This window comes from Nocardia sp. NPDC059180 (genome assembly GCF_042754945.1).
GTDB lineage: Bacteria > Actinomycetota > Actinomycetes > Mycobacteriales > Mycobacteriaceae > Nocardia.
On the sequence record NZ_JBHZBU010000009.1, the window covers coordinates 239783 to 266026 of the forward strand.

The following is a 26244-nucleotide window of genomic DNA, read 5'->3' on the forward strand; positions in this document are numbered from 1 at the left end:
AGATGGCGATGAGCCCCGGCACCATCGTGGGCGGATATCGCATCCAGCGTGTACTCGGCGCGGGTGGGATGGGCACCGTCTATCTGGCCAAACACCCGAGCCTCCCGCGGATGGACGCGCTCAAGGTACTCAGCGGACACCTCAGCGCCGACAACGAGTTCCGAGCCCGCTTCGAACGCGAGGCAAACCTGGCCGCCGGGCTGGACCACGCCAATATCGTCTCGGTCTACAACCGCGGCGAGGAAGACGGCCAGCTGTGGATCGCCATGCAGTACGTCGACGGCACCGACGCCGCCGCCGAGCTGGAGCGCGATCCCCGCGCCATGACGCCGCAGCGCGCGCTGCGCATCGTCACCGAGGTCGGTAAGGGCCTGGACTACGCGCATCGCCGTGGCCTGCTGCACCGCGACGTCAAACCGGCCAACTTCCTGCTGTCGAACGAACAGGACGAGGAAGAGCGCGTCCTGCTCACCGATTTCGGCGTCGCCAAATCGTCCGAGGACACCACCGATCTCACCCAGACCGGCAGCTTCGTCGCCACCATCGCCTACGCGCCGCCGGAACAGCTCGCCGGGGGCCGCCTGGACCACCGCGCCGACATCTACAGCCTCGCGTGCGCCTTCTACAAGCTGCTGACCGGCCAAAACCCATATCCGGCAACCCAACCGGCGATGGTCATGATGGGCCACCTACACGAACCACCCCCGCGTGCGACCGCCGTCAACCGCAACCTGCCGCCCGCGATCGACCAGATCTTCGCTCGCGCGTTGGCCAAGAACCCCGCCGAACGGTTCAACACCTGCCGCGAATTCACCGACGCGGCAACCCAGGTGCTCTCCGGCGGGATTCCGCAGGCTCCCGGTCCGGTTGGCTACGCCTCCGGCGCGCATCCGACTGCCACCGGCGCGATCGGCTATACCTCCGGCCCACATCCACACGCGCAGGAGCCCAGCTGGCCCCGCTACGCCGTCAACAACACCGCCGAGCAGACCCGTCCGCCCACCGACCCACGGGCGCACACGTCGGCAACCAATCAGGTGTCGCTCGCGCAGTCCGCCTCGCCCGGACCGAAACGCAATCGCTTGGTCGGCGCCGCAGCCGCGGTGGTCGTGGTCGCCCTTGCCGCGGGTATCGGCATCTGGGCCCTCAGTGGTGGTGACACTCCCGCGGGACCGACCGACACATCGACCTCCGCCGCCGCACCAGGCTCCATCGAGGAAGAGCGTCAGAATAACCCGGCGTTCGAAGGTAAAACCGTCACCGTCGTCGACGTCACCGGCGGTAAGGCCTACGACAACCAGCTCGCCATGTATCTCACGCCGAGTGACCAGGCAAAGTTCTTGCAGGACCTCGGTTTCGCCTTCAATTCCGCCTTCAACAGCTCCGGTAGCGAGCCCTCCCCTCGCCCGGTGACCAAAGAAGACCGGTACACGACCTTCTCCAAGATCAACTCCGGCTACCTCATCGCGATCCGCAGCGACGAAGGCGCAGGCGGCGGCGGACTTTCGGGCCTCAACCCCTACGTCAACGACGTCACAGCCACCGTCATCGTCGTCGACGACCCCGCGACCGTGAACGCCTTCCGCAACTGGACCTCCTCCAGCCAACCGCTGCTGCTGGAGAAGCTCGTTCCGATCTTGCGTGCACAGGTGAAGTAGGATCCGCGAAACGCTCGATCGAAGGGGGAAGTCTGTTATGCCCACGGCGAGGTCACGGGGGGCCCGGGCCGCTTGGGCGATTCTGGCCGCTAGCGCATTGACGGTGAGCGTCGGAAGTTGCGGTGCGGACGAGGCCGCGTCCGCTGCTCCCGATCCGGCTCCCACGCCGGCGGTCGATATCGCACAACTCGATCCCGGCAATTTCCCTACGCAGCCGCGCGATCTCGGAAAGCCTGTCTCCCGCGAACACGCGCGGCTGGTCGAGGCCCAACGGCTCGGCAATTACCTTCCGCTGCCGTCCGCCACCGACCCGATCTTCGTCCACAACGACGGTATGTGGGTCAACGCGTTCATCGATCCGAAGCCGCTGGGGGCGATAATGGCCACCGAACGGTTTTCCGAGGCAGCGCCCGACTTCATCGGCGGGTTCGTGACCACAGCGGGTAGCGAGCGCGACAACGAAGGCATCGATATTCTCAATGCCGCGCTACTGTTTCCGAGCGAGAAATCGGCACAGCGCGCCGCCGCGGAACTCGAACGGGTCGACTTCGAGTACAACAATCGAAATCAACGCGTCGATATCCCCAAATACCCTGAGGCCCATGCACACTGGCAGCCGCAGGGTAGTCAATCGATCGGGTCGTGGTATGCAGTGGGGCCCGTCGTGATCTACAGCTGGGTCTACGACTACAAGCTGTCATATGTCGAGCGGCATGACCTCGCCGGTCTGCAAGGATTGGTCGCGAGGAACTTGGATGTGGTCATCCCCGCAATGTCCGAGTTCGAACCGACGCCACCGGACAAGCTGATGGACATCGACGTGGACCCGGAGGGCGTCCTCGGACGTACCTTGCCCGGGACCACAAGCGAAGGAACCAAGAACCCACCCGGTGTTTACGATGGTGTCTCAGCTGTACATTTCGCGGTCGATATGAGCGAGCTGAGGCAGGTAATCGCCGACAACGGCGTCGACAAATTCGCCTTCGATGGATCCGAACTCTTTCGAGCCAAGGATGCCGCTGGTGCTGCGAACGTCAGCGCACATCTCACCAAGCTTTCGCGCAAACTTCGCAGCGAAGATTCACCACGAAATCTCCCGCAAGCCAGATGCGTCGAATATATCGGCCGGGAAATGCTGGCCTTCCGGTTCTATTGCTCGGTGTCGCATGGACGCTACGCGGCGTATACCTGGTCGTCGCAGCTCCTGGATGCTCAACAGCGGATTTCCGCTCAGTACGCATTGTTGGTGAACGCAGAATGATCAAGAGGAGTGGCCGCTTTCGCATCGCCGGCCGAACCGTTGCTAGAGCCATGGCCATTGCGCTGCTCGCCACATCCGTCGGCGCATGTGGCGATACGCTGTCCGGAAGCCCGATGCCAGGCGAGATCGACGTGCGAAATCTCGATACCGGAACATACCCGACCCTCGCTGTCGATGCCCATGATGACCCGATCGACGCACCCTTTTATGACATGGCCGGGGTCGCGGGAATGCGTCTCGCGGATTACACCGCAACTGCGGATGAGATCGATCCATCCTTCAAATACACCCTCCATCATGATGTGTCATACACGGTGCTCGAGTCGGATATGGAGAAGTTCGGAACGGGTCTAGGAGAGATTGCGGAGAGCAATCGCTTTCTGTACGGCTTCATCACTGGTGGGAGCAGCGCACCCACGTCGGTCAGCCGCTCATCCGGAAAATGGCCGGCAAAGGTCGAACCCGGCGCAGGCACGATCAACACATTGATCCTGCAGTTCCCGGACGAGGGCGCAGCCGAACGAACTTCCCAACAGCTGTACGACCGCGATCTTGCCCACTTCAAGGAGAAGAACAAGGCTATTGCGCTGGGTAAGTATCCCAACGCTCTAAGCCACTGGAACCCAGATTCCACCTTCATCAGATCGACGATCTCCCACGGCAAGTGGGTCGTTGTATACCAGATTTCAGCTCCGACAAATGACCTACAGACACTGACCACTCTCACCGAGAAGGCATACGACGCCCAGCTACCGCTCTTGGACCAGCTGCCGCCGATCAGCGACATCGAAATGCTCTCGCTACCATGGGACGCCGATCGCTTGGTAGTGCGCGCCATGGATCCACTGAACAGCGGCAGGCCGTCCCTCGGCGACTCTTCGTTGAATGTCGGCTTACGCGGAATCCTGCATGCCGCACCTGACCGCGGCACAGCACGCAGCGGTTATACAGCAATGAATGCCGTACGGTTCGGCACTGCCGGTGACTCGATCGTTGTCCGCACCGATAGCCACGATTCGGCACGCACATCGATCACTGACAAGTTGTTTCCTTTCGCCACCACCAGAGCTGCCGACCCCGTCCCGAATATTCCGGATTCCGTGTGCGCGGAAACACCCGAGAAGTTCGGCCTGGCCAGGTTCGACCGGTTTGTGTGCATGGTCGCGTATCACGAGTACGTCGGAATAGTGAACAGTGACCAACTGATCGACGTGCATCAGCGTGCGGCGGCGCAATACTCCATCTTGGCGAACGGCCGATGACCGGATCTCTATATGTCGCCACTGCATTTCGAGTGGTTGAATCTCTCACGCCCGAGCCAGGAGAAGGTAAATCATGGCGCTGAGCCCAGGAACCGTGATCGGCGGATACCGGATCGTGCGGGCGCTCGGCGCGGGCGGAATGGGAGCCGTCTATCTCGCAAAGCATCCGAGCCTGCCTCGGATGGATGCGCTGAAGGTGCTGAGCCCGGAGCTGTCACGTGACCGCGAGTTCCGCGTCCGCTTCGAGCGCGAGGCCAACATCGCGGCTGGGTTGGACCACCCGAACATCGTGTCGGTGTACAACCGCGGCGATGAGAACGGCCAGCTGTGGATCTCGATGCAGTACATCGAGGGAACCGACGCATCTGCCGTGACAGCCGATGACCCTCATTCGATGACGCCGTTGCGCGCGCTTCGCATCATCACTGAGGTCGGCAAAGGTCTTGACTACGCACATCGGCGGGGTCTGCTTCATCGCGACGTCAAGCCCGCAAATTTCCTGCTGTCGTCCCCCGATTCGGGCGAGGACGAGCGTGTGCTGCTGACCGACTTCGGTGTCGCGAAGGCAGCCGACGATGCCTCGGAGCTCACCAAGACCGGAAACTTGCTCGCGACGATTGCTTACGCGCCGCCTGAGCAGCTTTCCGGACAACCTCTCGACCATCGCGCCGACATCTACAGTCTCGCCTGCTCACTGTTCAAGCTGATCACCGGCCAGAACCCATACCCGGGCGCCCAGCCCGCCATGGTCATGATGGGGCACCTCCATCAGCCGCCACCATTGGCGACCGCTGTCAATCCGGGCCTTCCCGCCGCACTCGACCAGGTATTCGCCAAGGCGTTGGCGAAGCAGCCGGGCGATCGGTTCAACAGCTGCCGAGAGTTCACCGATGCGGCGGCTGATTCCCTTGTGCCTGGCCATAACCGGTGTCCACTAACACTTCGCCGACCTACCCGGTGCAGGTCATTGATCCGCGACCGGTTTCCGAGCCGAACACTACCTCGCCCCCGAGCCAGCAGAAACATCGGCGGCGATGGCCGGTTGCTGTCGGCGCGTCAGTAGTTGTCCTCGGACTTGCCGTTGGCGGCACTGCGCTGGCCATGTCCGGAGACGACCCGTCGGGTTCGGCCGAAGCCGCTGGGTCCGTTTCCTCGCCGACCTCGGAAGCGCAAACGCCGATCGGCCGGGCCCGCCAGAACAATCCGGCGTTCCACGGGAAAACGATCACTCTGATCGATTACAGCGCGAACGGCTCCCCTGCAGTCTATTTGAGCCCTTCACCGCAAACGAAGTTCTTCGAGGATCTCGGGTTCGTCTACAACTTCAGCTATGAGAAGCAGGGCGATGAGCCATCGCCACGGGCAGTGGATACTTCCCGGTTGACGGCGGATCGTGACAGCTATGTCCTGGTTGTTCGTAGCGACTCGGAGGCCGGTGGCGGAGGCCTTTCCGGACTGCCCTTCCTCATCACTGGGTCGGCCGCGACAGTGATCGCACTGGACGACCCGACTGCCGTTGTCGCCCTGCGCAACTGGTCGACGAACTCGGAATCGGTGTTGGTCGAGAAGGCGATCCCGGCGCTGCAAGGTCGCGTCAGGTAGAGCGCTACGAGCCCATACGCAAGTGGGCTCCGGCGCGAAAACGCCGGAGCCCACTGTGTGTTCGCGAGGAACAGCTGAATTACGCCCAGGAGCGCGAGTTCATCATGTCCATCTCGGCCATCGAAATGGCACCGTCCTCGACGACCTTGGCGATCGTCTCGAGGGTGGTCATGATCGTCTGCTGCGCCTTGTCCCACTCGGCCTGGGTCGTCTGGTACGCCTCACGAGCAGCACCATCCCATTCCGCTACCAGACCGTTCACGTAGCCCTTGAGCTCCTCCTGCGTTTCCTGCAGGCGCCGCTCGCTAGCGCGGATCTGGCCGGCAAGCTCGATCAGCTGTTCTTTGCTGTAATTGATCCCCTGATCAGCCACTGCTCATCTCCCTATTTCAGCGATTGTCTGTTGATTTCGAAGCTCGTTCGATTACATCTGGATATTCAGGCTCGAACCGAGCTCACCGGAGGCGCCGGCCTTCAGCACCTGCGCCTGGATGTCCTGTTCCTGCTGGTCGTACGCCACGCCGTTCTTCTTGATGTTCGCGGCGATCTTGTCCTCCAGGATGACCTTCAGGTCAGAGGCTGCCTTGTCGAAATCAGCCATCACAGTCGTAAACGCCTGCTTCGCTGTACCACCCCAGTGCGTTGCGCCGTCGACCAGATTCCTGACCCCGGTGATCTCGCTCTGGATCTGGTTGCTGACATTCACGACGTGGCCAGAAGTGGCCTCCATCGTGGCGAGGTCGTTCCTCACGGTACCCGACATCATGCACTCCGTTCTTGTGACTTGATTCGGCCGCCCCTCGTGGACCGAGCCGATTCGTTCCAACTACTAGATTGGACGCAGAGACCCGCCCAATCGGTTCCATCAATTTGGAAAGAATTTTGGGCTGGTGTCATGGGATGACTTCCAGCGTGGTTGCGACATCTGCACAGAGTTGTGTTGTCGTGTCTTGCCCCCCTGTCTGATATTGACACCCGATCCCGACCTGGGTGCTGTGTTCGACGATAACATGCCAGTCGACCTGTGAGCCGTCGTCTGGATGTTCGCTGTAGGCCAGGCCGGAGCGGCCGCCGAAGACCACATCGCGGCGCAGCGGGCTCATGGTTCCTTCAGGGCGTTGCCTGATCTGAGCCTCGAGGTTGGCCGCGACCTGTTCGTAGCCGACGCCAGGGACGACCTGCTTCTGGGTGAGTGTGATTCGAGCCTTGGTGCCGTCTTCGGGGACCAGGTAGATGCGGGATCCGCCTGCGGCATCTGTGATCCGCCAGCCGGCAGGAACTTTGAATCGGACGTTGCCGATGGTTTGAGGCGCCGGCGCCGCCTTCGTGGTGGTCGCCTTCGGAGCGGTCGTCGGCGCGACCGCCGACCGAGAAGGTTCGGCAACCGTCGACGATTGGGCCGCGGCTGTCGCGCTTCCTGCGTCGTCGGGCTGGTTCAGGACCACAGCTGCGCCGACACCTGCGACCAATATCGCCGCGACCGCCGCGGCGCCGATGTAGATCGGTGTACGCGAGCGAGGCGGGCGGGTGGCCGCGGCGCGCTCACGCAATGGTTGTAGCCATTCGGTCTGCGGGAGTTGTGGAATCGCCGCCGTCGGGTAGTGCGTGGCCTCGTTCTGTTTGTTGCGAGCCAGATCAGCGCTCGCCACAGTCCGAAGGTCGGTATCGGGTCCGGAAACCTCGGTGACGGCCGAACCGATCAGCTCGAGAAAACCCGGGTCGGCTCCGCCGACGAGCAACACACTGTCGGCCGGCCGACCGGCCAGCAGGAGTTCGAAAAGCGCACGCAGCTCGCTCAAACCTTGGCTGTCCGGCGCGATCTCGACAGCGGCCAGATTCGGCTCGTGCTCACACGCCTCGATCTCGGGCCCATGTTGGCCGTAGATCACCGATGTCGCGGTTGTCGACAGCGGGCCGAACTCGATCACCACCGTGCGGCGGTCTCGGTTTCGAGTATCAGCGGCAACCGCACGCAACGCCGCTGTATGGAACTCGACCTCGGAGGCGACGCGGGACGCAGCTGTTTCGATGTCGGAACGGCGCCTTGTCCCCCATTCGGTCGGGGTGACGATCGTTAGGCGCTCACAGGGCTCCGGAACCCGAAGCTCAGCAAGCAATCTGCCGAAGACCGCCGACATAGCGTCTACGGGCGAGGGCAAGCTCGGCAGATAGGCGATTCGGTCGGCGGTCAGCAGTTGCACTGCCGAACATGCCATCGACTGCGGCATGAGCGGCTCGCCGACGACGAGGCTGAACCCGTCGCTGCCGGGTGCGACCGACGGCGGAAGGTCCGCGTGGGTATTCGAGCTACGCGCCCACAAGCGCGTTTCGGTGAGAGTCAGCTCGACGGCGGTCATACGATCGGAGGCATCCATGAGGTCTGGACAAGCTCGGCGCCGGCTCGGCTGACGATTGTGCCTCGACCCGGCGGCATCGCACTGGGTTTGACATTGCCGAGCAGGATTCCTTCATCCTTGGTGCCACTCATGATCAAGCCGGGGGTGGCCAGGTCGCGCAGTCGCGAGATGACCGCTTCGTACATGGCACGTGCCGCACCGCCGGAGCGGCGGGCAATGATCAAGTGGAAGCCGACGTCCTTCGCGTGCGGCAGGTATTCGACGATCGGCGCGATCGGGTTGCCGCTGCCCGTGACAACCAGGTCGTAGTCATCAACGATCAGATACAGATCCGGACCCGCCCACCAGGAGCGATCACGCAACTGCTGTGGCGTGATGTCCGGGCCGGGCATGCGCGACGCGAGCAGCCCCGCAATGTCTTTGACATTGGTGGTGAGGCCCTGTGCACTCGTCGCGTACGCGGCGATGTGGTCACCTTCGACGCCACCGAGCAGCGAGCGCCGGTAGTCGGCAAGGATGATGGCCGCTTCCTGGGGCCGGTTCGACTCCATGATGCCTTGGCAGATAGCGCGCAGCAGCGTGGTCTTGCCGCATTCGGTGTCACCGAAGATGAGGAAGTGGGGCTGTTCGTTGAAGTTGAGGAAGACAGGCGCCAGCTCGGACTCGCTGATACCGATCGGAATGCTGGCATTCTTCCGGCCGGGAACAACCGTGCCCCAACCCTCGAGCGTTGCCAGCAAATCGTTGCGATCCAACCGCTCCGGCAGCATACGCACCTTCGGCGCGTGGCGACCGGGCGTCATCGAGGCGAGCTGCTGAACCGCGTTCGCGACACCGGTGCTGATGTCCTGCGGGTCGGAGCTGCCGTCGACACGAGGTAGCGCGGTCAGCATGTGCAGGTTCTCCGGGGTCATACCGCGACCCGGGCGACCCTGCGGAACCAGCGCCGCGATCTTGCGGCCGAAGTCGGAGTCGGCGGGATCACCGAGCCGCAGCTCCAGACGGGTGCCGATCTGGTCCTTCAGCGCAGGGCGCGCTTCCATCCAGCGCGACAGCGCGATCACCACGTGCACGCCGTAGGACAGACCCTGCACGGCGAGATTCATGATCGGCTGTTCCAGGGTGTCGAAATCCTGGCGGATGGAGCCGTAACCGTCGATCACCAGGAAGGCGTCACCGAAGGGATCTTCGTGAGCGCCGGCGGCAGCGGGGCTGCTGGACGGATCCATCGAGCGCAGGCGACGGAATTCCGCCATCGATTCGATACCCAGTTGCCGGAACCGCAGTTCGCGCTGGCGGACGATCGTGGTCATTTCCGCGAGGGTGCGGCGGACCTTGTCTTCGTCGAGACGACCGGCCACCGAACCCACATGCGGCATGCCTTCGAGGCTGGCCATCGTGCCGCCACCGAAGTCGAGGCAGTAGAACTGCACCTGTTCGGCGGTGTGGGTCAGCGACATCGACATGATCAGCGAGCGCAGCATCGTCGACTTACCGGACTGCGGACCGCCGACGATCGCGACGTTGCCTCGGGAACCGGACAGGTCGACGACCAGCGGATCACGGCGCTGATCGTAGGGGCGGTCGACGATGCCGATCGGGGCGCGCAGCGTTGCCACCGCGGCGTATTCGCCGGTGAGGATCGAACGCGGGACGAGCTGGTCGAGGGTGGGCGCGTCGTCGAGCGGCGGCAGCCAGATCTCGTGCGCGGGCCTGCCGTGGTCTTTGATGCGCTGGACCAGCATGCCGATGTTGGACAGCTGTTCGCCGTCGTCACTGACCTGGGGTTCCGGATCGTCGGTGGGTGCGGACGGCAGCGGAAGGCGGTCGGCATTGCGGAAGTCGACATGCCCTGCGGCGAACGGTCGCGCCCGCACGTCGATCTCACCGGCTTGCGTCGCGATGGTCATATCGCGCTGCGAACCGCCACCGACATAGTCACCGGAGACATAGGACGCCTGGAAGCGCTGGATCTCACCGGAGTCGGACTTCAGGTAACCGCCACCGGGGCTGTTGGGCAGGTTGTAGGCGTCAGGGACACCGAGGACCTGACGGGATTCGTTGGCGGAGAAGGTCTTCAGGCCGATACGGTAGGACAGGTGGCTCTCCAGGCCCTTGAGCTTGCCCTCTTCGAGGCGCTGCGAGGCCAGCAGCAGATGCACGTGCAGCGAGCGGCCCAGGCGGCCGATCATGACGAAAAGCTCCGCGAAATCCGGGTGCTGGGTGAGCAATTCGGAGAACTCGTCGAGCACCACGAACAGCGCGGGCAGCGGATCGAGGTCGGCGCCCGCGGCGCGCGCCTTCTCGTATTCGGAGACGTTGGCGAAGTTACCGGCCTGGCGCAGCACTTCCTGGCGCCGGTTCATCTCACCGGCCAAGGCGTCACGCATACGGTCGACGAGGTCGGCTTCGTCCTCGAGGTTGGTGATGACCGCCGCGACATGCGGCACATCATCGAAGCCGAGGAAGGTGGCACCACCCTTGAAGTCGACAAGAACGAGGTTCAGCTGGTCGGGCGAATGCGTGGCCAGCAGGCTCAGCACCAGGGTGCGCAGGAACTCCGACTTACCCGAACCGGTCGCACCGATGCACAGACCGTGTGGGCCCATACCGCTTTCGGCGGCTTCCTTGATGTCGAGCACTACCGGCAGTCCGTCGGCACCGACACCGAACGGCACGCGCAGGCGCTCGCGGCCGTAGCGGGGGCGCCAGGCGTGCTCCGGGTTGAACATGCCGATATCACCGAGGCTCATCAGCTGGGCCCAGGTCGAGATGACCTCGGTGTCGCTGACCTCGACGTCGCTGCTGCGCTGGCTCGCGGCACGGAAAGGCGCCAGCCTGCGGGCCACCTGCTGGGCTTGTTCGGGGCTGATCTGGTCGATCAACGCGAAACGTTCCTGATTACCGGTGGCACCGCGACCGACGCATTCGCCGTTCTCGACGATCATCTTGATGCCGCGCGAAACGGCCAGTCGCGGCGCGTAACCGCACAGGTCGAGGATGGTGACGCCCTCGTAGCCCGATTCGCGGAGCTGGTCTTCCTCCGACTCCAGCAGACCGCCGTCGACCACGATGACGATGTGCACCAGGTTCGCGTTGGCAGGCTGATTGCGCGAGTACCGGACACGGTTGGCCAGCAGCGGCTGCAGCCCCGCGGCGGCTTCACGGATAGAGCTGTAGAACATGCGCTGGGTGCCGATGCCGTCCTGGGCGTCGGGGTGCTGTGTATGGGGCAGCCACTTCGTCCACTCCCACTCCGACGCGGTGTCCGGACCGCAGACGACGGCGACGAGCACCTGGTCGGGGCCGTGGAACATGGCCAGCTGCAACAGCATCGCGCGCGTCATATCGCGCGCCTCGGCGCGATCACCGTCGAGTGCGATGGTGGCGAAACCCTTGACGGCGATGGCGGTGGGCAGATCCGGGACCGTGGAGTGCGCGCGCACGAAACGGCGCAGCGACACCGCGGCGATCGGCTCCAGCTCTTCGACCGGACCGGTCTCCGGGGCGATCAGCCTGGTGGCCAGGCGCTGGCCGCCGATACCGATACGAGCGTGGCAGAAATCCTTGTCGCCCGCGCGACGCTCCCACATCCGGCTGGTGCCCGCGAGCATCCAGATCAGGCCGGGCTCGGGGTGGCTCCACTCGACCGCGGCGCGCTGCTGGGTGGCGGTGTCGTCGACATCCTTGCGGACCTGGTCGAGGTAGCGCAGGTAGTCCTTGCGGTCCTCGTTGGCCTCGGCGGCCTTCTGGCCCTTGCCACCACCCTGGCCGGCGACCATGCCAACCATGGAGAACAGCATCATGACCGGGAACATCATCGACATCGGGTTCGACATCATCTTGCTGCCGCCCATGGTGAACATCAGGGCCATCATCCCGACCATGCCGATGACCATCACGACCGGCATCAGCTTCATCAGCAGGTTGCCCGGTGTCACCCGGGGGATCTCGGGAGGCGGCTGCAGGGTGACTTCGCCACCGGGCGTCCGCGGCATCTCCCGGCGTGCGCGCCGCTGAAACCGGACTGTGCTCATAAGACGAGAATTCCCCCTCTTGGCCTGCGGTGTTCGGGCCTCAGTGTAGAGGCAACCGCCGACATGTCGTACAGTTCGACCAGCATTCTGCTGCCCGGACCCATGGGTTCGCAAGCTCCGCTCGGGCCGGCGGGGTGCGGAAAACACGAGGTAGCGACCGAGTTGGGGGAGCCTTGACGCACGCGCGACTTGACCACATCGAGGAGGAATCCTCACGCGGCATCGTCCGCGCACCCGATCTGACCAGGGTCACCATCCTGGCCAAACATACCCAAGTGGACATGGCCATCCCGGTGGATGTCCCGGTCGCTCTGGTGATTCCGAGCGTGGTCGACATGGTCGCCCAGCACAGCCGCACCAACGATTTCGACAATGAGGGTGAACGTTTCGAACCGGCCGAATGGGTGCTGGCGCGCATCGGCCATCCCCCGTTCTCCAACTCGCTGAGCCTCGGTGAGCACGGTGTCCGTGACGGTGAGCTGCTGATGCTGGAGAGCGCGGCCCATACTGCGCCGACGCCGCTGTTCGACGACATCATGTACAACGTCGCGATCGCCGACGCCGACCATTTCAAGGGCTGGACGCCGAAGACCGCCCGCATCACCGGCTCGATCCTGGCGGCATTCACCATGCTCGCCGGATGTGCGGGTCTTTTGGCCGCCCCGGACGCCATGGCGGGCTGGATCACCGGCTCCATCGCACTCGGCGTGACGATCCTGCTTGTGGTCGCCGGCATGCTGCTCAGCCGGATGTACGGCGACACCGCGACCGCGCTGGTGCTCGGCGGCTGCGCGCTGCCGACCTCGTTCACCGGGGGCATGCTCATCGTCCCCGACCATTACGGCTGGGCGAACTTCCTGCTCGGGTCCGTGCTGCTCGGCGCGACGGCGATCCTCGCGTGGCGCGTCACCGGCGTCGGGCTCGGCTTGTTCATCGGCGCGGGCGCGCTCGCGATCTACGCCGTTCCTGCCTCGCTGGTCGGACTGCTGACCGATCAGTCGGTCCGCGCGATCGGTGCGGTCGCCGCGGCCCTCGGGCTCGCCGGATTGTCACTGGCACCGCGGGTTTCGATGCTGCTGTCGAAGCTGCCGCTGCCGCCGGTGCCGTCGCCGGGCACCCCGATCGACCCGACCGAAGAAGACCCCGACGATCACCGCGCACTGCCGACCATGGAGGCACTGCGCGCCAAGTCCGAGCGCGCTCGCATGTACCTGAGCGGTCTCGTCTCCGCGACCACGCTGGTCACCGTGATCGGCGCGCTCGCGGCGACCGACCCCACCGGTGAGGGCTTCTACTGGCAGGGCATCGCCCTCGCGCTGGTCTGCGCCGTGGTGCTGATGTTCCGCAGCCGCACCTACGCGGGCGCCGAACAGGCGATCGTGCTGGTCGCGGGCGGCGCGGCGATCGTGCTGACTCTGCTGGTCGGAATGGGTTTCGTGGCCGAACAGCCGCTGGCGGTGTTCGGTGCCGCGATGGCGATGCTGGTCGGCGCGCTGATCCTCGGCATCATCATCCCGAACCAGTCGGCGACACCGCCGATGCGCCGGGCCGTCGAACTGCTCGAGTACGCGTTCGTCGCTGCCGTACTGCCCCTGGTCTTCTGGGTGGCCTCGCTCTACTCCCTCGTTCGCGGGCTGTGAGCGGGCACCTGCGCGTCACGGCCGCCGCCCTGACGCTGGGTTTCAGCGCGTCGTTCGGTTTGGGTCTCGGCCAGGGCGTGGCGTATGCGGATCCGCCGCCGCCGATCGATATGGGGAAGTTGCCGCCGGGAGATCCGGCTGTACCGCCGGAACCGACCGAGCAGAAATCGAATACGCCTTGCGCGAGTACCCAGCTCGGCGGCGATGGACCGACAATTCCGGAACCACAGCGGGCGCTCGATCTGCCGCATGCATGGCAATTCTCCCGTGGAGCCGGCCAGACGATCGCAGTCATCGATACCGGCGTCGCCCCGCATCCACGGCTGCCTGGACTGATCCCTGGCGGAGACTATGTCGCGGCGGGCGGTGATGGCCTGCAAGATTGTGATGCCCACGGCACCGTCGTGGCAGGCTTGATCGCTGCCAGTCAAGTGGATGGCCAGGGCTTTTCCGGTGTCGCGCCGGAAGCCCGGATCATGTCGATTCGGCAGACCAGCAGCAAGTTTCAGAAGAAGGGTCGCTCTACCGAGCAGCGGCCGGAAGATCCGCCGGACGGCTACGGCAATATCGACGCGCTGGCCTCGGCGGTTCGGCGCGCGGCCGACCGCGGCGTATCGGTGATCAATATCTCGCTTGTTCTGTGTGTGCCGGGATCGCACAATCCCGCGGACTCGGCGCTCGGTGCGGCATTGCGATACGCGACGCTGGAAAAGAACGTGGTTGTCGTGGCAGCGGCTGGGAACATGGATCAGACCTCCAAGTGCGGGGCAGGCAATCCGGATGTCGATCCGCTCGATCCGACCGCTGACCTGTGGGAGAACCTGTCCACGAACGTCACCCCGGCGCGCTATGACGATTACGTCCTTACGGTCGGCTCGATCGGACCGAAGGGCCAACCGTCGGATTTCACGGTACCGGGGCCATGGGTCGATATTGCGGCGCCCGGTGAGGGGATCGTCTCGCTGGACACCCTGACCGACGGGACCATTGTCGCCAAGGGCGAACCGGACAAGATCACCACACTGCAAGGCACCAGCTTTGCGGCGCCCTACGTCTCCGGCGTTGTGGCATTGGTCCGGGCCCGTTTTCCCCACCTGAGCGCCCAGGACGTCATCAAGCGTCTCGAAGCCACGGCCCACGCCCCCGCCGAGGGCTGGAACCCCTATATCGGTTACGGCGCAGTGGATCCCGTCGCGGCACTCACCAACGAAGTTCCCGACACTCCACTACAGGCGAAGCAACCCAGCCCGGCCCAGAGCATCCAACTCCCGGTCCCAGCTCCCCCACCCCCGCCCGACAACCTGGCGCGCAACGTGGCGCTCATCGGCACCGGAATCATCGGTGGTGGACTGATCCTCGGCTACCTGGCCTCGTTCCCCATCCGTCGCCGGTTCGGGGTTCGAGAAGACTGACGGCCATCCGGTAACACCAGGCAGACAACGAATTCGACCGACAAGTATGGCCCGCCACACGGCGGGCCATACTTGTCGGTCGCGATCCCCAGGGTCTAGACCATCAACGCTCCACTCCCAGAACAGAGTCCAAGCTGTTCAGTGACGCCGGACCAGATCAGCGGATAGGTGGTGCGCCGCGATCCGAGCGGCGCACCGCCTCTCACTTCCCTGCGGCAACCGGCTTCTGAGCCGGTGACGGGTCCGGCGCGACGCCGTCATGCGCCACCATCGCCTCTTCACGGCCCAAGCTCGGCCCGTTGGCGAGCAGTCCGACGATGGGCCACGGGGCCGGCTCCGGATTTTCCGGCATACCAAGGGCCTTCACCGCTTCGGCGTTCTTGATTCCGTAGCGGACGCCGGTGTCGGCAACGTAGAAGAGGCTGTCCTTGCGGCGGCTGTCCTCTTCGATGCCGGTGGTCTGGACGTAGGCGCCCGACGCCGGGGGGATGTAGGCGGAGTCGGCGTTGGGGCCCGAGCCGTCGGCCTGGGCCAGCGGAACCAGTTTGGCCTTCTCCGACATCGGCAGGGCCATGCCGATGATCACCGACAGTTCGGCGCGGTTGCCGGAATCCTCGGTGGCCGTGGTGATCGGCTTCCAGGACAGGCAGCTCACCGGCTGGTCCTTGGCGTCGACGATCGTTGGGGCGGTGACCGGGTAGTTCTCGACGCGCAGCGCATTCGAGACATCGGCCCTGGTGCGCACCGTTTGGTTGATGGTGGTGTCGCCGGTCGGCTGCGGATTGGCGTTGCGGATGATCTCGGCCGTGAACGGCGAGATCCGCTGCAGCCCATCGCGCAAGACCACATAGTTCTCGGTCTCACCGGTGGCCGACACCTGTACGACGGTGCCGTTGCGGAAGTCGCCGATCGGCTTATCCGGCATACCACCCGGATCGACGATCTGTGGCGGCTCGAGTTCCAGCACTTCGGGAATCGCGTTCAGCAGACCCTCGCTGATCGGCCGCGGCGTCACACCGGTGATGTTCAATGCGTCGGTGACGGCGCGATCGGTCATATCGACGCGGGCGCGCTTCTTGTCGTAGACCAGGTAGGTGGCGTCGTCGCCCTGCACGAGCAGCGCCTTGTCGCCACCCATGACCGAGGCCTTCTCGCCCAGTTCCGGGTCGCCGGCCAGCACGGAGGTGGTGAGGTCGCGGCCGCCGTCCATCTTCATGGAGTCGCAGACCGACCAGGCCCGGCCCTTGCCGTCCTTGTCGAAGTTCAGCACGCTCGGCGCGCCGGGGATGCCGATCAGCGGGCCGCGCGCCTTGCTGCCGAGTTCGGACTCCTTGACGATGACGGCGCTTGGCGCGTCACCGGCCGCCAGCCGCGCCGAGGCAATGTTGAGCGCGGGATGGACGACGTCGTTGAGGACGACGTACACCGCACCCGATTCCTTGCCGATCAGGATCTTGTTGTCGCCGATTTTGTCCTGCGGGCGTAGCAGGGCCAGCACACCGCAGCCGGCCAGCACGACGATGCCGAGAACCAGCCCGGCGGCGTAGGCACGCGACTGTGAGCGCATGGGGTCGTGCAGCATTCGCACGTCCCGGCGCACCAGGGCGTGCTCCATCCGGCGTACCAGGAAGCGGTAACCGCTCACCTGCCAGCGCGTAGTGGGTTTTGAAGGCATGTTTCCTCCCCCGAACAGTGCTCGCGTCCGCGGAACACAGTACAGTTCCCGAGGACTCTTGTTCAGCTCGGCCACACCGAAGGCGGCCGATACGGGTACTTGGGGGACTGACGATGGCCGAACCTGCCGGCGCTGGACCGCGCCCGCTTCTGGGCCGCATCTCACTGCGCAACCTGATGATCGCGCAATTCGTGGGGCTCATCGCGGGTGCGATCGCGCTGCTGGCCGGGCTCGGCGTCTGGCCTGCGGTCGGCGTAGGCGTTGTGGTCGCGCTGATCCCGCTGATCCCGGTCGGGCGGCGGGTGCTGCTGGATTGGATCGGCACCGGCACCGGCTATCTGGCCCAGCGCGAGTACGAGATCGGTGACACCGTCGACTTCCGTGGTCCCGACGGACGTTCGCTCGGCCTGTACTGGGACGGCAGCCGGGTGGTGACCGTTGTCGAGGTCCTCGCCCCCAAGGGCGGGTTGACCCGTATCGCCCGCACCACCGTGCACGCCTCGCATCTGCTGCCGCTGCCCGAGCTGGCGCAATGCCTGTCCCAGCACGACATCCTGCTCAGCGGCATCGACATCATCAGCCATGGCCACCGCAGCCGTGCGGGCACGCCCGCGGGCAAGATCTACGAATCGCTGCTCGGTCCGCTGCCCGCCACCGCGCACCGCACGGTGTGGCTCGCCATCAGCTTCGACGCGGTCGGCTGCCCCGGTGCGGCCGAACGGCGCGGCGGCGGCAACGACGGAGCGTCCCGCGCGGTGACGATCGCGACGCAGCGGATCATGCGCGCGCTCGAAGACGCCGACTGCAACGCTCGTATCCTCACCGCGCCGGAAATCCGCAAGGCGGTTCTGCAGATCACCGGTGGCTACGATCCGCGCACGCTGACTCAGCGCTGGCGCTACGCCGAGCTGGGCAACAGCGTCAATATCGGTGGTGCGGTCGACCCGAAGCGGCTCGGCTCGGATCTGCTGGCCCAGCTGTGGGTGGCACCCTCGCGCGGCACCACGGTCGCGGTGCGATTGCGGCCCGGTACCAGCCGCGATTCGGTGAATATCGGTGCGGCCTGGCGGCTGACGGCACGTGAGCTGCCCGAACGCACCAAACGCGAGGGCATGGTTTCGATGAACGGCAGACACCGCGACGGACTGCTCGCGCATCTGCCGATCGGTATCCCGGACGTGGACGACACGGTGCCGATGAGCGAGTACCCGATCGATGTGATCGGCGCGCTGCATCTGCCGTCGTCGGGCTGCGGTCAGCTGATCGGCTCCGACGACGAGGGCAACGGTGTCGCGGTCCGCATCATCGGTGCCGGTATCTCGACGGTGTACCTGGCCGGCGAGCTCTACCTGGCCCAGCAGCTGGTGTTCCGCGCCCTCGCGGTCGGTGAGCGCATCCTGATCCGCACCGACCGTGCACATGCCTGGGAGAACCTGGTCACCACGATCGGCAACCCGGAGCGGCTGACCATCGCGGTGGAAACCCACCAGTCCGATGCCGGATTCACCGCGACCGTGGTCGACGGCGTGCTCGCGCCCGCGCCGCACGCCGGTGTCACCACGATCTATGTGACCGGCGATCCGATGGGCTGGCCCGCCACCAAGCCGGATCTGTCGATCCACCAGCCGGGTGCGATCGGCAACCATGTGGTGTTGCGGACCGGCACCGCACAGGTCGATCTGACGCTGGTGTCGATTCCGCGGGAGGCCACCTACATCGGCCAGCCGCGTGGACGCCGCGCCATGGCGAACCAGTAGCACACGCAGGTCATCCCGGATAGGGATCCGACCCGCGAGCGGATCGCAAAGTACGTCCCCACCAGGCCAATTGACGCAGCATGCGTTCGGCCGCATCGATGGCGGCACCGTCGTGGGTTTCGCCCGCGGCGTCGAACCGTTTCTTGGCCTGGTGGAAGCTGACCGTCTCGCGGATCGAGACCATATGGATCTCGGCGACGACCTGACGCAACTGTTCGACAGCGCGCAACCCACCCGACAGTCCGCCGTAGGCGACGAATCCGATCGGCTTGGCACGCCATTCGTGCTTGGCGGTGTCGAAGGCCGTTTTCAGCGAAGCCGGGTAGCCGTGGTTGTACTCGGAGGTGATGACCACGAAGGCGTCGGCGGCGGCGAGCCTGGCACGAAACCGTTGCGCCTCCGGCGTTTCGGTGAGGTCGGTCGGTAGCGGGGTGTCGATGAGATCGATGACGCCCGTATCGAATTCCGGCCGATCACGCACCGTGCGCAGGAACCAGTCGGCGACTACCGGCGCGAACCGTTCGGGGCGCACGCTGGCGACGATGACCTCGAGCCGCAACGGGGTGTCCACGGCGCGAGCCTATACCTGTGCGTACCGCGGGAGTCAGGGTAGTTCGAACGGCAGCGAGACCCCCGCGTGCACCTGGCAGCGCGCGCAGGTGTCGGTGCCGTCGACGGCGGCTATCGCGCGCCGGACCAGCGCCTTGAACGGGGTGATGTTCTTCTCGAATTCGGCGAAGACGTCGGTGACGTGCACGCCGTCGCCCTCTTCCACACCGGCGTCCAGATCGGTGACCAGAGCGACTGCGGCGTAACACATTTCCAGTTCCCGGGCCAAGACCGCTTCGGGATGACCGGTCATGTTCACCAGCTCCCAGCCCTGCGCGGCGAACCAGCGGCTTTCGGCACGGGTGGAGAAGCGCGGGCCCTGCACCACGACCATGGTGCCCGAGTCCCGCATCGGCAGCGCGTCGCCGGCGGAACCGATGACGGCGGTGCGGAGTTCGTCGCAGTACGGGTCGGCGAAGGACACATGCACGCCGCCGCCGTCGAAGAAGGTCTGCGGACGTCCGGAGGTGCGATCGACGATCTGATCCGGGACGGCGACCGTGCCCGGCCCCCAGTCCGGGCGCAAGCTGCCCACCGCGCACGGCGCGAAGATCCGGCGCACGCCCAGCGACCGCAGTGCCCACATATTCGCCTGGTAGGGCAGTGTGTGCGGGGAGTACTCGTGGCGCTTGCCGTGGCGTGGCAGGAATGCGACGGGCCGCCCCTCGACTTCACCGACCGCGACCGGCGCACTCGGCGCGCCATAGGGCGTGTCCACCTCGACAGTGACCGCCTCATTGTCGAAGAAGTCGTAGAAGCCGCTGCCGCCGATGACGGCGATCGCGGGGTGGGCGTGCGAGTTCATAATGACGATTGTCCCCGTCTCGATCGAACCCCCGGCGCGGAGGGGTGCCCGGATCTGCGGTGGACGACGCGCTCACCTGACAATTCCCGCCACACGGTGTACCCTAGGGGGGTATTCTGATGTTCAGGCCGCCGACCCGGCGGGCAACGAGGAGGCAGTCGGTGACACCCAGCCCGTCGAACAACGACCACACCGCACACGACCATTCCACGCACGGCTACATCACCGCGAAGGACGACTACCTCAAACGGTTGCGCCGGATCGAGGGTCAGGCCCGCGGCTTGCAGCGGATGGTCGAAGAAGAGAAGTACTGCATCGACATTCTGACGCAGGTCTCCGCGATGACCAAGGCGCTGCAGGCGGTGGCGATGGGTCTGCTCGAAGACCACATCAGCCACTGCGTCGTCGACGCCGCGGTAGCGGGCGGACCGGAAGCCGACGCCAAGATCAAGGAAGCCACCGACGCCATCGCCCGGATGGTGCGTTCCTGACCGCTCAGCCGTGCCAGCGCCGGTACACCTCGGCGGCGCCCGGATGCAATGGAACGGTGCCGGTGCCGATGAGGAACCGCCCGTCCAGGAACTGGGTGCCCGCGGCCTCGGCGGGAACCAGAGCGTCGGCATGCCAGACCAGCAGCTCGACGATCGCGGCGGCCGCCTCATCGGGCAGGGTCGCCGCGGCGAGCAGCAGGTTGGCGACGCCGATGGTGTGCACCGCCGGGCTGCCAGGGTAGGCGTCGGCAGGGATCGCGACCAGGTCGTAGACGGGGCCGTACCGCTCCCGCATCGGCCCGGCCAGCGCGCCGAGGTCGACCAGACGCATGGGATCGGGCACATCGAGCGCGCCCGTCGGGACGCCACCGGCCCATAGCAGCGCATCGATTGTGCCGTCGGTCAGCGCCTGTGCCGCCTCACGGAGCGGGCGGTGCTCGACCGTGACGTCGACGGCGGGATCGAGCCCCGCTGTAGTCAACAGCCTGCGACCGGTCACCGCCGCACCCGAACCCTCGGCACCGAGGTTCACCCGCCGCCCGCGCAGATCCGAGACCTCTTTTATCGGACCCTCCGCGCGTACCGCCAGCTGCAAATAGTTCTCATACACCCGGCCGAGCGCCACCACTCGCCCACCGTCATCCCCCGCCGAATCCGCCAGCGCCAGCGCGGTATCGACCTCGCCTGCGGCGAGCATTCGTAGATTCTGTTGCGAGCCTGCGGTTTCCACGGGTTCGATGCGGATCACATCCGATTCGGCTGCGGCCGCGGCGGCGAGCAGACCCGCGAAGGCGAAATAGAAGCCGCCGTCCTCGCCGGAGGCCAAGCGCACCGTCGTCCGGTCGTTGCTCCCACAGCCGAACACGCTCGCCGACGCGAGCGCGGCCAAGGCCAAGGCCCGGCGTCGCGAGAGCGGCGGCCCGTTCATCGGCTCACCGCCGGTAATCGGATTGCGACGGCGAGGCCGTGTGGCTGGACAGACTCCACCGTCAACGTGCCGCCCCTGGCCTTGGTCAAGGCCTGCGCAATCGACAGGCCGAGCCCTGTGCCGCCGGCCGCAGCTGTCGCGCCACGGAAGAATCGGGAGGTGAGCTTGTCGAGCTCGCCCGCCTCGACGCCCCGCCCGTCATCGGCGACTCGAACGATCACCCAGCCCGGCTCGATCAGCACATCGACAACTGTGTGTGCACCGGAGCCCGCGTATCGGCACGAGTTACTCAGCGCCACATCGAGTATCTGGGCCAGCGCTGCAGAGTTGATCGCCGTCTCGGTAGACCGCTCCCCACGCGCCGCAGCTGCGATCTCTCTCTCAGCCACGTCGGTCGCCGGCGAGTTCTCCGCACCCGAACCTCGCGGACCGTTGGTTGCGCCCGAAACCTGCACGTGCTCGACCGCCGCACCGCGATGGGCTGCCTCGTTGCTCGCCCTCGGCTTCGCTGAACCCCAGTCGGCCCGATCGGTATAAGTCGACTCGGCGCCGCCGACCGGGACACCCGTGGTCAACTGTATTCCCGCTTCGGCGAAGGCAGGTGTCCAGGCGTCGATTCGGTCCGCTACGACTTGGATGGCATCGCAGTAATCGTCTGCGAAGGCTGCGGCACCGAAGGCGGCCGGTGCCTCGGCCACAGCCAGCTCGAGCAGGGCGTCCAGCAGTGCGGTCAGGCGGTCGACCTCCGCGCTCGCACCACGGAAAGTCGCCGATGCGCGTTCCGGGATGGCCGCTTCCAACGAGTCGAGGCGGATCGTCAACGCCGCCAAGGGGTTGCGCATGGCGTGCGCGGTGTCGGCGACCAGCTGGCGTTGGGCGTCGGCGGAATCTGCGACGGCGGCGGCCATGGCGTCGACCGACTCCGCGAGCGCGCGGACCTCGGGTGGGCCGCCGTACCTTCGGGTGATCAGCGCCGTGCTCGGATCGCCGCTCGGTTCCCGTGGCGCGGCCGGCCCTGGCTTGGGCAGCGTCGCGGTGAGTTCGGCGACCGCATCCGACATCGCAGCCAGCGGGCGCAACACCCAGCGGCTCAGCACCAGCGCCAGCAGGATGAACACCACCATCGCGCCCACCGCGCCGAAGCCGATCACGGCCCATACCTGCGCGATCGCGACGCGCGCTGCCGTGGTGGATGCCTCGATCACCACGGCGCCGTTCACCTGCACGCCGGTACCGACCGGGCGGGCGATGAGCATGGTCTGATCACTCCACGGCGTCAGCCGGTCCACGTGCTGCGGGCGTTGATTGCGCCGCGCCGCTGCTACCGCCGCCATGATCCGCGGATCGCTTTCGTCGACCCCGGCATTGACGATCGGCGTCCCACGCGCGTCCACCACCAGCACGTTCTCGCCGTACAACTCGTGATACCGCCCGACTTCGTCGGCCAGAGCCTGTACTCCGCCCGCCGATCCGGCGCCATCGGCGAGGGTAGCGAAACGGTCCGCGTCGCCGGAACGGCCGAGCACCAGCTGTTGAGTGCGGCTCGTCGCGGCAGTGAGCGAGAGCGGAACAGCGAAGGCAAGCACCGCGATCGCGGCGAAGACTGTGAGCACTATCAGCAGGCGGCGGCGCATACCGGCCTCCTGATCAGACCGGCAGGCCGCCTCGACCGCGCCGATCTCGGCACTCCCGATGACCGCACGAACATCATTCGCCCCACCGATACCCGTAACCGCGAATCGTGGTGATCAATCCGGGCCGGTTCAGTTTCGCCCGCAATCCCGTCATATGGACGTCGAGTGAACGCGACACCGCGACGAACGCATCGCCCCAGATCCGATCCATCAACTGCTGCCTGCTCACCGCTGAGCCCGGCCGTTCCACCAGCACCTCGACCAGCTCGAATTCCTTCTGGGTGAGCGGGATCGGGATACCCGCCACCTCCACTACCCGCGCGCGCAGGTCCACCCGGACGTCACCGGTGACGACTTCGGTCCGCGCCCGCTGCGCCACCACCGCCGCTCGGCGCATCACCGTCTCCAGACGCGCCATCAACTCGGCGATCCGCGGGGGTTTGACCACATAGTCATCGGCACCGCCACGCAAACCGCGCACGATGGACCGTTCATCACTGCGTGCGGTGAGGATCAACACCGGCATCGCGCTGACCTCGCGAAGTTGACGCAGAATCTGCAGGCCGTCCGCATCGGGCAGGCCCAGATCCAGGATGACGGCGTCATAGTCGCGGTGGGCGATGAGCAGATCGGCGCCGCGGCGCATGCGTTCGGCCCGGTAGCCGCGCGCCGTGAGCGCCTCTACCAGGGCATCGCCTACGCCGTCGTCGTCCTCGACCACCGCCAGCCGCACGCGCCGATCCTCCCACAGCAGGATCGGCGCGTGTCCGGTTCGGTCAGCCACGCACGGTGGCCATCTCCCGTTCCGGCTCGGCCGTGCCGGCATCGACGGCGACTTCGGCGTCGATGGTGGACTCGGCCGAGGTCTCGCGCATGAAGTAGTAGGTGATCAGCGAGATGGCGATACATCCGGCGACGTAGAAGAAGTACAGCGACTCGAGGCCCGCCTTCTTCAATGCGAGGGCGATCATTTCGGCGGTACCACCGAACACCGCGACGGTCAGCGCGTACGGCAGGCCGACACCGAGCGCGCGGATCTTGGTCGGGAACAGCTCGGCCTTCACGATCGAGTTGATCGAGGTGTAGCCGGTGACGATCACCAGAGCGGTCATCATCAGCCCGAATGCCGCGAACGCGTTGGTTGTGTGCGACAGCGCCGTCATGATCGGCACCGTCAGCAGCGTTCCGGATATACCGAAGAAGATGAGCAGCTTGCGCCGGCCGATCCGGTCGGACAGCCCACCGGCGATCGGCTGCAGCACCACGAAGAACAGCAGCGCGACGAAGTTGATCCAGGCCACGGTGTCCTTGGAGATACCGGAGGTGTTGATCATGAACTTCTGCATGTAGGTGGTGTAGGTGTAGAACGCCAGCGTGCCGCCCATGGTCAGGCCGACCACCAGCAGGCATTCACGCGGGTACTGCAGCAGCACCCGCAGCGAACCGCGCGAACCCTTCGCGGTCTGCCCGGTCGCCGCTCTCTCGTTCGCGGCGGCCTTGAATGATTCCGATTCGTCCATGCCGCGCCGCAGCAGCATCACCACGATGGCGCCGCAGGCACCGATCAGGAACGGGATGCGCCAGCCCCAGCTGTGCATCTGCTCGGAGGTGAGCACCTGCTGCAGGATGATCTGCACGCCGAGGGCGGTGAGCTGGCCCGCCACCAACGTCACGTACTGGAAGCTGGAGTAGAAGCCGCGCCGGCCCGCAGAGGCCACTTCCGACAGGTAGGTCGCGCTGGTGGCGTATTCACCGCCGACGGACAATCCCTGCAGCAGCCGCGCCAGCAACAACAGCACCGGCGCCGCGATACCGATCGTCTGGAAGCCCGGTGTCAGGGCGATCATCAGCGAACCCGCGGCCATCACCGTCACCGAGAGAGTCAGCGCGGAGCGTCGGCCGAAGCGATCGGCGTAGCGTCCGAGCGCCCAGCCGCCGATCGGGCGCATGATGAACCCGACCGCGAAGACCGCCGCCGTGGACAGCAACTGCGCGGTGGGATCACCGTCAGGGAAGAACGCCTTCGCGAAGTACACGCTGAACGCCGCGTAGACATACCAGTCGTACCACTCGACGAGATTGCCGATCGAGCCACGCAGCACATTCGCTACTACTCGCCGTTCACCACCGGCCTGTGTCGTTGTCACCTGAAGCCTCCTCTATCGGCGCGGCATTGCACCGTCGGAGACCACTGTGTCGGCAGTCACAGCCCCCAGGGAAGGCTACGAGTCCGTTCCTAACCGTCCCTTAGGACGATTGCTCCGGACTCAGGCCGGATGGATCAGAGCAGGCGCCAACTCCCGCAGATCGGCCAGGTAGTCCGCACCGAGCGGTTGGACCGCGATATGGTCGGCGCCCGCGTCCAGGTGGGCGCGCAGCCGCTCGGCCACCACGGCCGCCGAGCCGTGCAGGGCCAGTGCATCGATCAGGTCATCGCTACCGGGTGCGGTCACATCGGATTCGCTGAAGCCGAACTTGCGCAGATTGCGGACGTAATTGCCGAGACCCAGGTACATCTGCACCGACGGCCGGGCTGTCGCGCGGGCGCGGTCGACGTCCTCGTCCAGCACGATCTTGTGTTCGACGGCGAGACCGGCGGGCCCGAGGGTTTCCCGGGCGAAGGCCGTATGAGCCGCTGGCACCAGATAGGGCAGCGCGCCGGCGCTACGTTCGGCAGCCAGCTCCAGCACTCGCGGGCCGAGCGCGGCCAGGGCGCGGCGGCTACGTGGCACACCGGCCTTGTCCAGCTCGTCGAGGTATTCGACCAGCGCGTCGTATGGCTTGCGGTAGGTGCCGTTGAACTCGGGATGACCTGCACCGATGCCGAGCAGGAAGCGGCCGGGAAAGCGCGCTTCGATGCGGTGGAAGGATGCGGCGACCTCCGCCGCGGGAGCCGTCCAGATGTTGACGATGCTGGTGCCGACGCTCAGCGTCTCGGTGGCTGCCAGCAGGTCTTCGACCACCGGCAGATCGGCGGGCGGTGAGCCGCCCAGCCACAGCGTGCTGTAGCCGAGTCCCTCCAGCTCCTTCGCATCCTCGGGCGTGAATCCCTTGTAGCCACGCCATACACCGAACCGTCCGAGCCCATCGATCGTCATGTTCGGAGCGAACTACGG

At 65.7% G+C, this 26244-nt stretch carries 21 protein-coding genes; 9 read left to right on the forward strand and 12 right to left on the reverse strand.

Going from position 1 to position 26244, the window contains the following annotated elements; genetic code table 11:
* Positions 1–2 precede the first annotated feature (2 nt).
* From ACFXNW_RS25620 to ACFXNW_RS25640, 5 genes are all read left to right on the forward strand, one after another.
* Positions 3–1658, forward strand: coding sequence for a serine/threonine-protein kinase (locus tag ACFXNW_RS25620; protein WP_379420337.1), 1656 nt, complete (start codon positions 3–5; stop codon positions 1656–1658).
* Positions 1659–1761: 103 nt separating this feature from the next.
* A complete protein-coding gene (locus ACFXNW_RS25625) occupies positions 1762–2919 on the forward strand; it encodes a hypothetical protein (RefSeq protein WP_379420338.1) in 1158 nt (385 codons plus the stop codon).
* Positions 2920–2969: 50 nt separating this feature from the next.
* Positions 2970–4181, forward strand: a complete 1212-nt coding sequence (locus ACFXNW_RS25630) for a hypothetical protein (protein WP_379420339.1) — start codon at positions 2970–2972, stop codon at positions 4179–4181.
* Positions 4182–4296: 115 nt separating this feature from the next.
* A complete protein-coding gene (locus ACFXNW_RS25635) occupies positions 4297–5244 on the forward strand; it encodes a serine/threonine-protein kinase (protein WP_379420340.1) in 948 nt (315 codons plus the stop codon).
* A 38-nt stretch (positions 5245–5282) separates the two neighbouring features.
* A complete protein-coding gene (locus ACFXNW_RS25640) occupies positions 5283–5783 on the forward strand; it encodes a hypothetical protein (protein WP_379420341.1) in 501 nt (166 codons plus the stop codon).
* Positions 5784–5862: 79 nt separating this feature from the next.
* Here the strand turns inward: ACFXNW_RS25640 and ACFXNW_RS25645 are convergent, their stop codons facing one another.
* From ACFXNW_RS25645 to eccCa, 4 genes are all read right to left on the reverse strand, one after another.
* A complete protein-coding gene (locus tag ACFXNW_RS25645; RefSeq protein ID WP_379420342.1) occupies positions 5863–6156 on the reverse strand; it encodes a WXG100 family type VII secretion target in 294 nt (97 codons plus the stop codon).
* Positions 6157–6207: 51 nt separating this feature from the next.
* Entirely contained in the window at positions 6208–6549 is a 342-nt protein-coding gene (locus ACFXNW_RS25650; RefSeq protein WP_379420343.1) for a WXG100 family type VII secretion target, read from the reverse strand.
* 127 nt (positions 6550–6676) lie between these two features.
* Entirely contained in the window at positions 6677–8140 is a 1464-nt protein-coding gene (locus ACFXNW_RS25655) for a type VII secretion-associated protein (protein ID WP_379420344.1), read from the reverse strand.
* A complete protein-coding gene (eccCa, locus tag ACFXNW_RS25660) occupies positions 8137–12177 on the reverse strand; it encodes a type VII secretion protein EccCa (protein ID WP_379420345.1) in 4041 nt (1346 codons plus the stop codon). The genes ACFXNW_RS25655 and eccCa overlap by 4 nt, the downstream gene beginning before the upstream one ends.
* Before the next feature lie 173 nt (positions 12178–12350).
* Between eccCa and eccD the strand changes: the two genes are divergently transcribed.
* Both eccD and mycP read left to right on the forward strand, forming a co-directional pair.
* Complete coding sequence (eccD, locus tag ACFXNW_RS25665; protein WP_379420346.1) at positions 12351–13817, forward strand: type VII secretion integral membrane protein EccD; 1467 nt, start codon at positions 12351–12353, stop codon at positions 13815–13817.
* The gene (gene mycP, locus ACFXNW_RS25670) at positions 13814–15229 is read left to right on the forward strand and encodes a type VII secretion-associated serine protease mycosin (protein ID WP_379420347.1); all 1416 of its coding nucleotides are present in this window, start codon (positions 13814–13816) and stop codon (positions 15227–15229) included. The genes eccD and mycP overlap by 4 nt, the downstream gene beginning before the upstream one ends.
* 202 nt (positions 15230–15431) lie before the next feature.
* Here mycP and eccB read toward each other — a convergent pair whose 3' ends face one another.
* Entirely contained in the window at positions 15432–16904 is a 1473-nt protein-coding gene (gene eccB / locus ACFXNW_RS25675; RefSeq protein WP_379420348.1) for a type VII secretion protein EccB, read from the reverse strand.
* Positions 16905–17017: 113 nt separating this feature from the next.
* Between eccB and eccE the strand changes: the two genes are divergently transcribed.
* Positions 17018–18661 (forward strand): type VII secretion protein EccE, encoded by a 1644-nt coding sequence (gene eccE, locus ACFXNW_RS25680; protein WP_379420349.1) that lies wholly within the window; start codon positions 17018–17020, stop codon positions 18659–18661.
* A 10-nt stretch (positions 18662–18671) separates the two neighbouring features.
* On the opposite strand, the gene ACFXNW_RS25685 is transcribed toward eccE, so the two are convergent.
* Together ACFXNW_RS25685 and ACFXNW_RS25690 are read right to left on the reverse strand one after the other, a co-directional pair.
* The gene (locus tag ACFXNW_RS25685; protein WP_379420350.1) at positions 18672–19232 is read right to left on the reverse strand and encodes an NADPH-dependent FMN reductase; all 561 of its coding nucleotides are present in this window, start codon (positions 19230–19232) and stop codon (positions 18672–18674) included.
* A gap of 33 nt (positions 19233–19265) precedes the next feature.
* Entirely contained in the window at positions 19266–20075 is an 810-nt protein-coding gene (locus ACFXNW_RS25690) for an S-methyl-5'-thioadenosine phosphorylase (protein ID WP_379420351.1), read from the reverse strand.
* Positions 20076–20236: 161 nt separating this feature from the next.
* On the opposite strand from ACFXNW_RS25690, the gene ACFXNW_RS25695 reads away from it, so the two are divergent.
* The gene (locus tag ACFXNW_RS25695) at positions 20237–20566 is read left to right on the forward strand and encodes a metal-sensitive transcriptional regulator (protein WP_379420352.1); all 330 of its coding nucleotides are present in this window, start codon (positions 20237–20239) and stop codon (positions 20564–20566) included.
* A 4-nt stretch (positions 20567–20570) separates the two neighbouring features.
* On the opposite strand, the gene ACFXNW_RS25700 is transcribed toward ACFXNW_RS25695, so the two are convergent.
* From ACFXNW_RS25700 to ACFXNW_RS25720, 5 genes are all read right to left on the reverse strand, one after another.
* Complete coding sequence (locus ACFXNW_RS25700; protein ID WP_379420353.1) at positions 20571–21494, reverse strand: TAXI family TRAP transporter solute-binding subunit; 924 nt, start codon at positions 21492–21494, stop codon at positions 20571–20573.
* A complete protein-coding gene (locus tag ACFXNW_RS25705) occupies positions 21491–23128 on the reverse strand; it encodes a sensor histidine kinase (protein ID WP_379420354.1) in 1638 nt (545 codons plus the stop codon). Before ACFXNW_RS25705 ends, ACFXNW_RS25700 begins: the two co-directional genes overlap by 4 nt.
* Positions 23129–23201: 73 nt before the next feature.
* On the reverse strand, positions 23202–23861 hold the full coding sequence (locus ACFXNW_RS25710; protein WP_379420386.1) for a response regulator transcription factor: 660 nt from the start codon (positions 23859–23861) through the stop codon (positions 23202–23204).
* Positions 23862–23904: 43 nt separating this feature from the next.
* Positions 23905–25275 carry an MFS transporter gene (locus ACFXNW_RS25715; protein WP_379420355.1) on the reverse strand — a complete coding sequence of 457 codons (1371 nt, stop codon included), beginning with the start codon at positions 25273–25275 and terminating at the stop codon, positions 23905–23907.
* Positions 25276–25395: 120 nt separating this feature from the next.
* On the reverse strand, positions 25396–26226 hold the full coding sequence (locus tag ACFXNW_RS25720; RefSeq protein ID WP_379420356.1) for an LLM class F420-dependent oxidoreductase: 831 nt from the start codon (positions 26224–26226) through the stop codon (positions 25396–25398).
* Positions 26227–26244 lie beyond the last annotated feature (18 nt).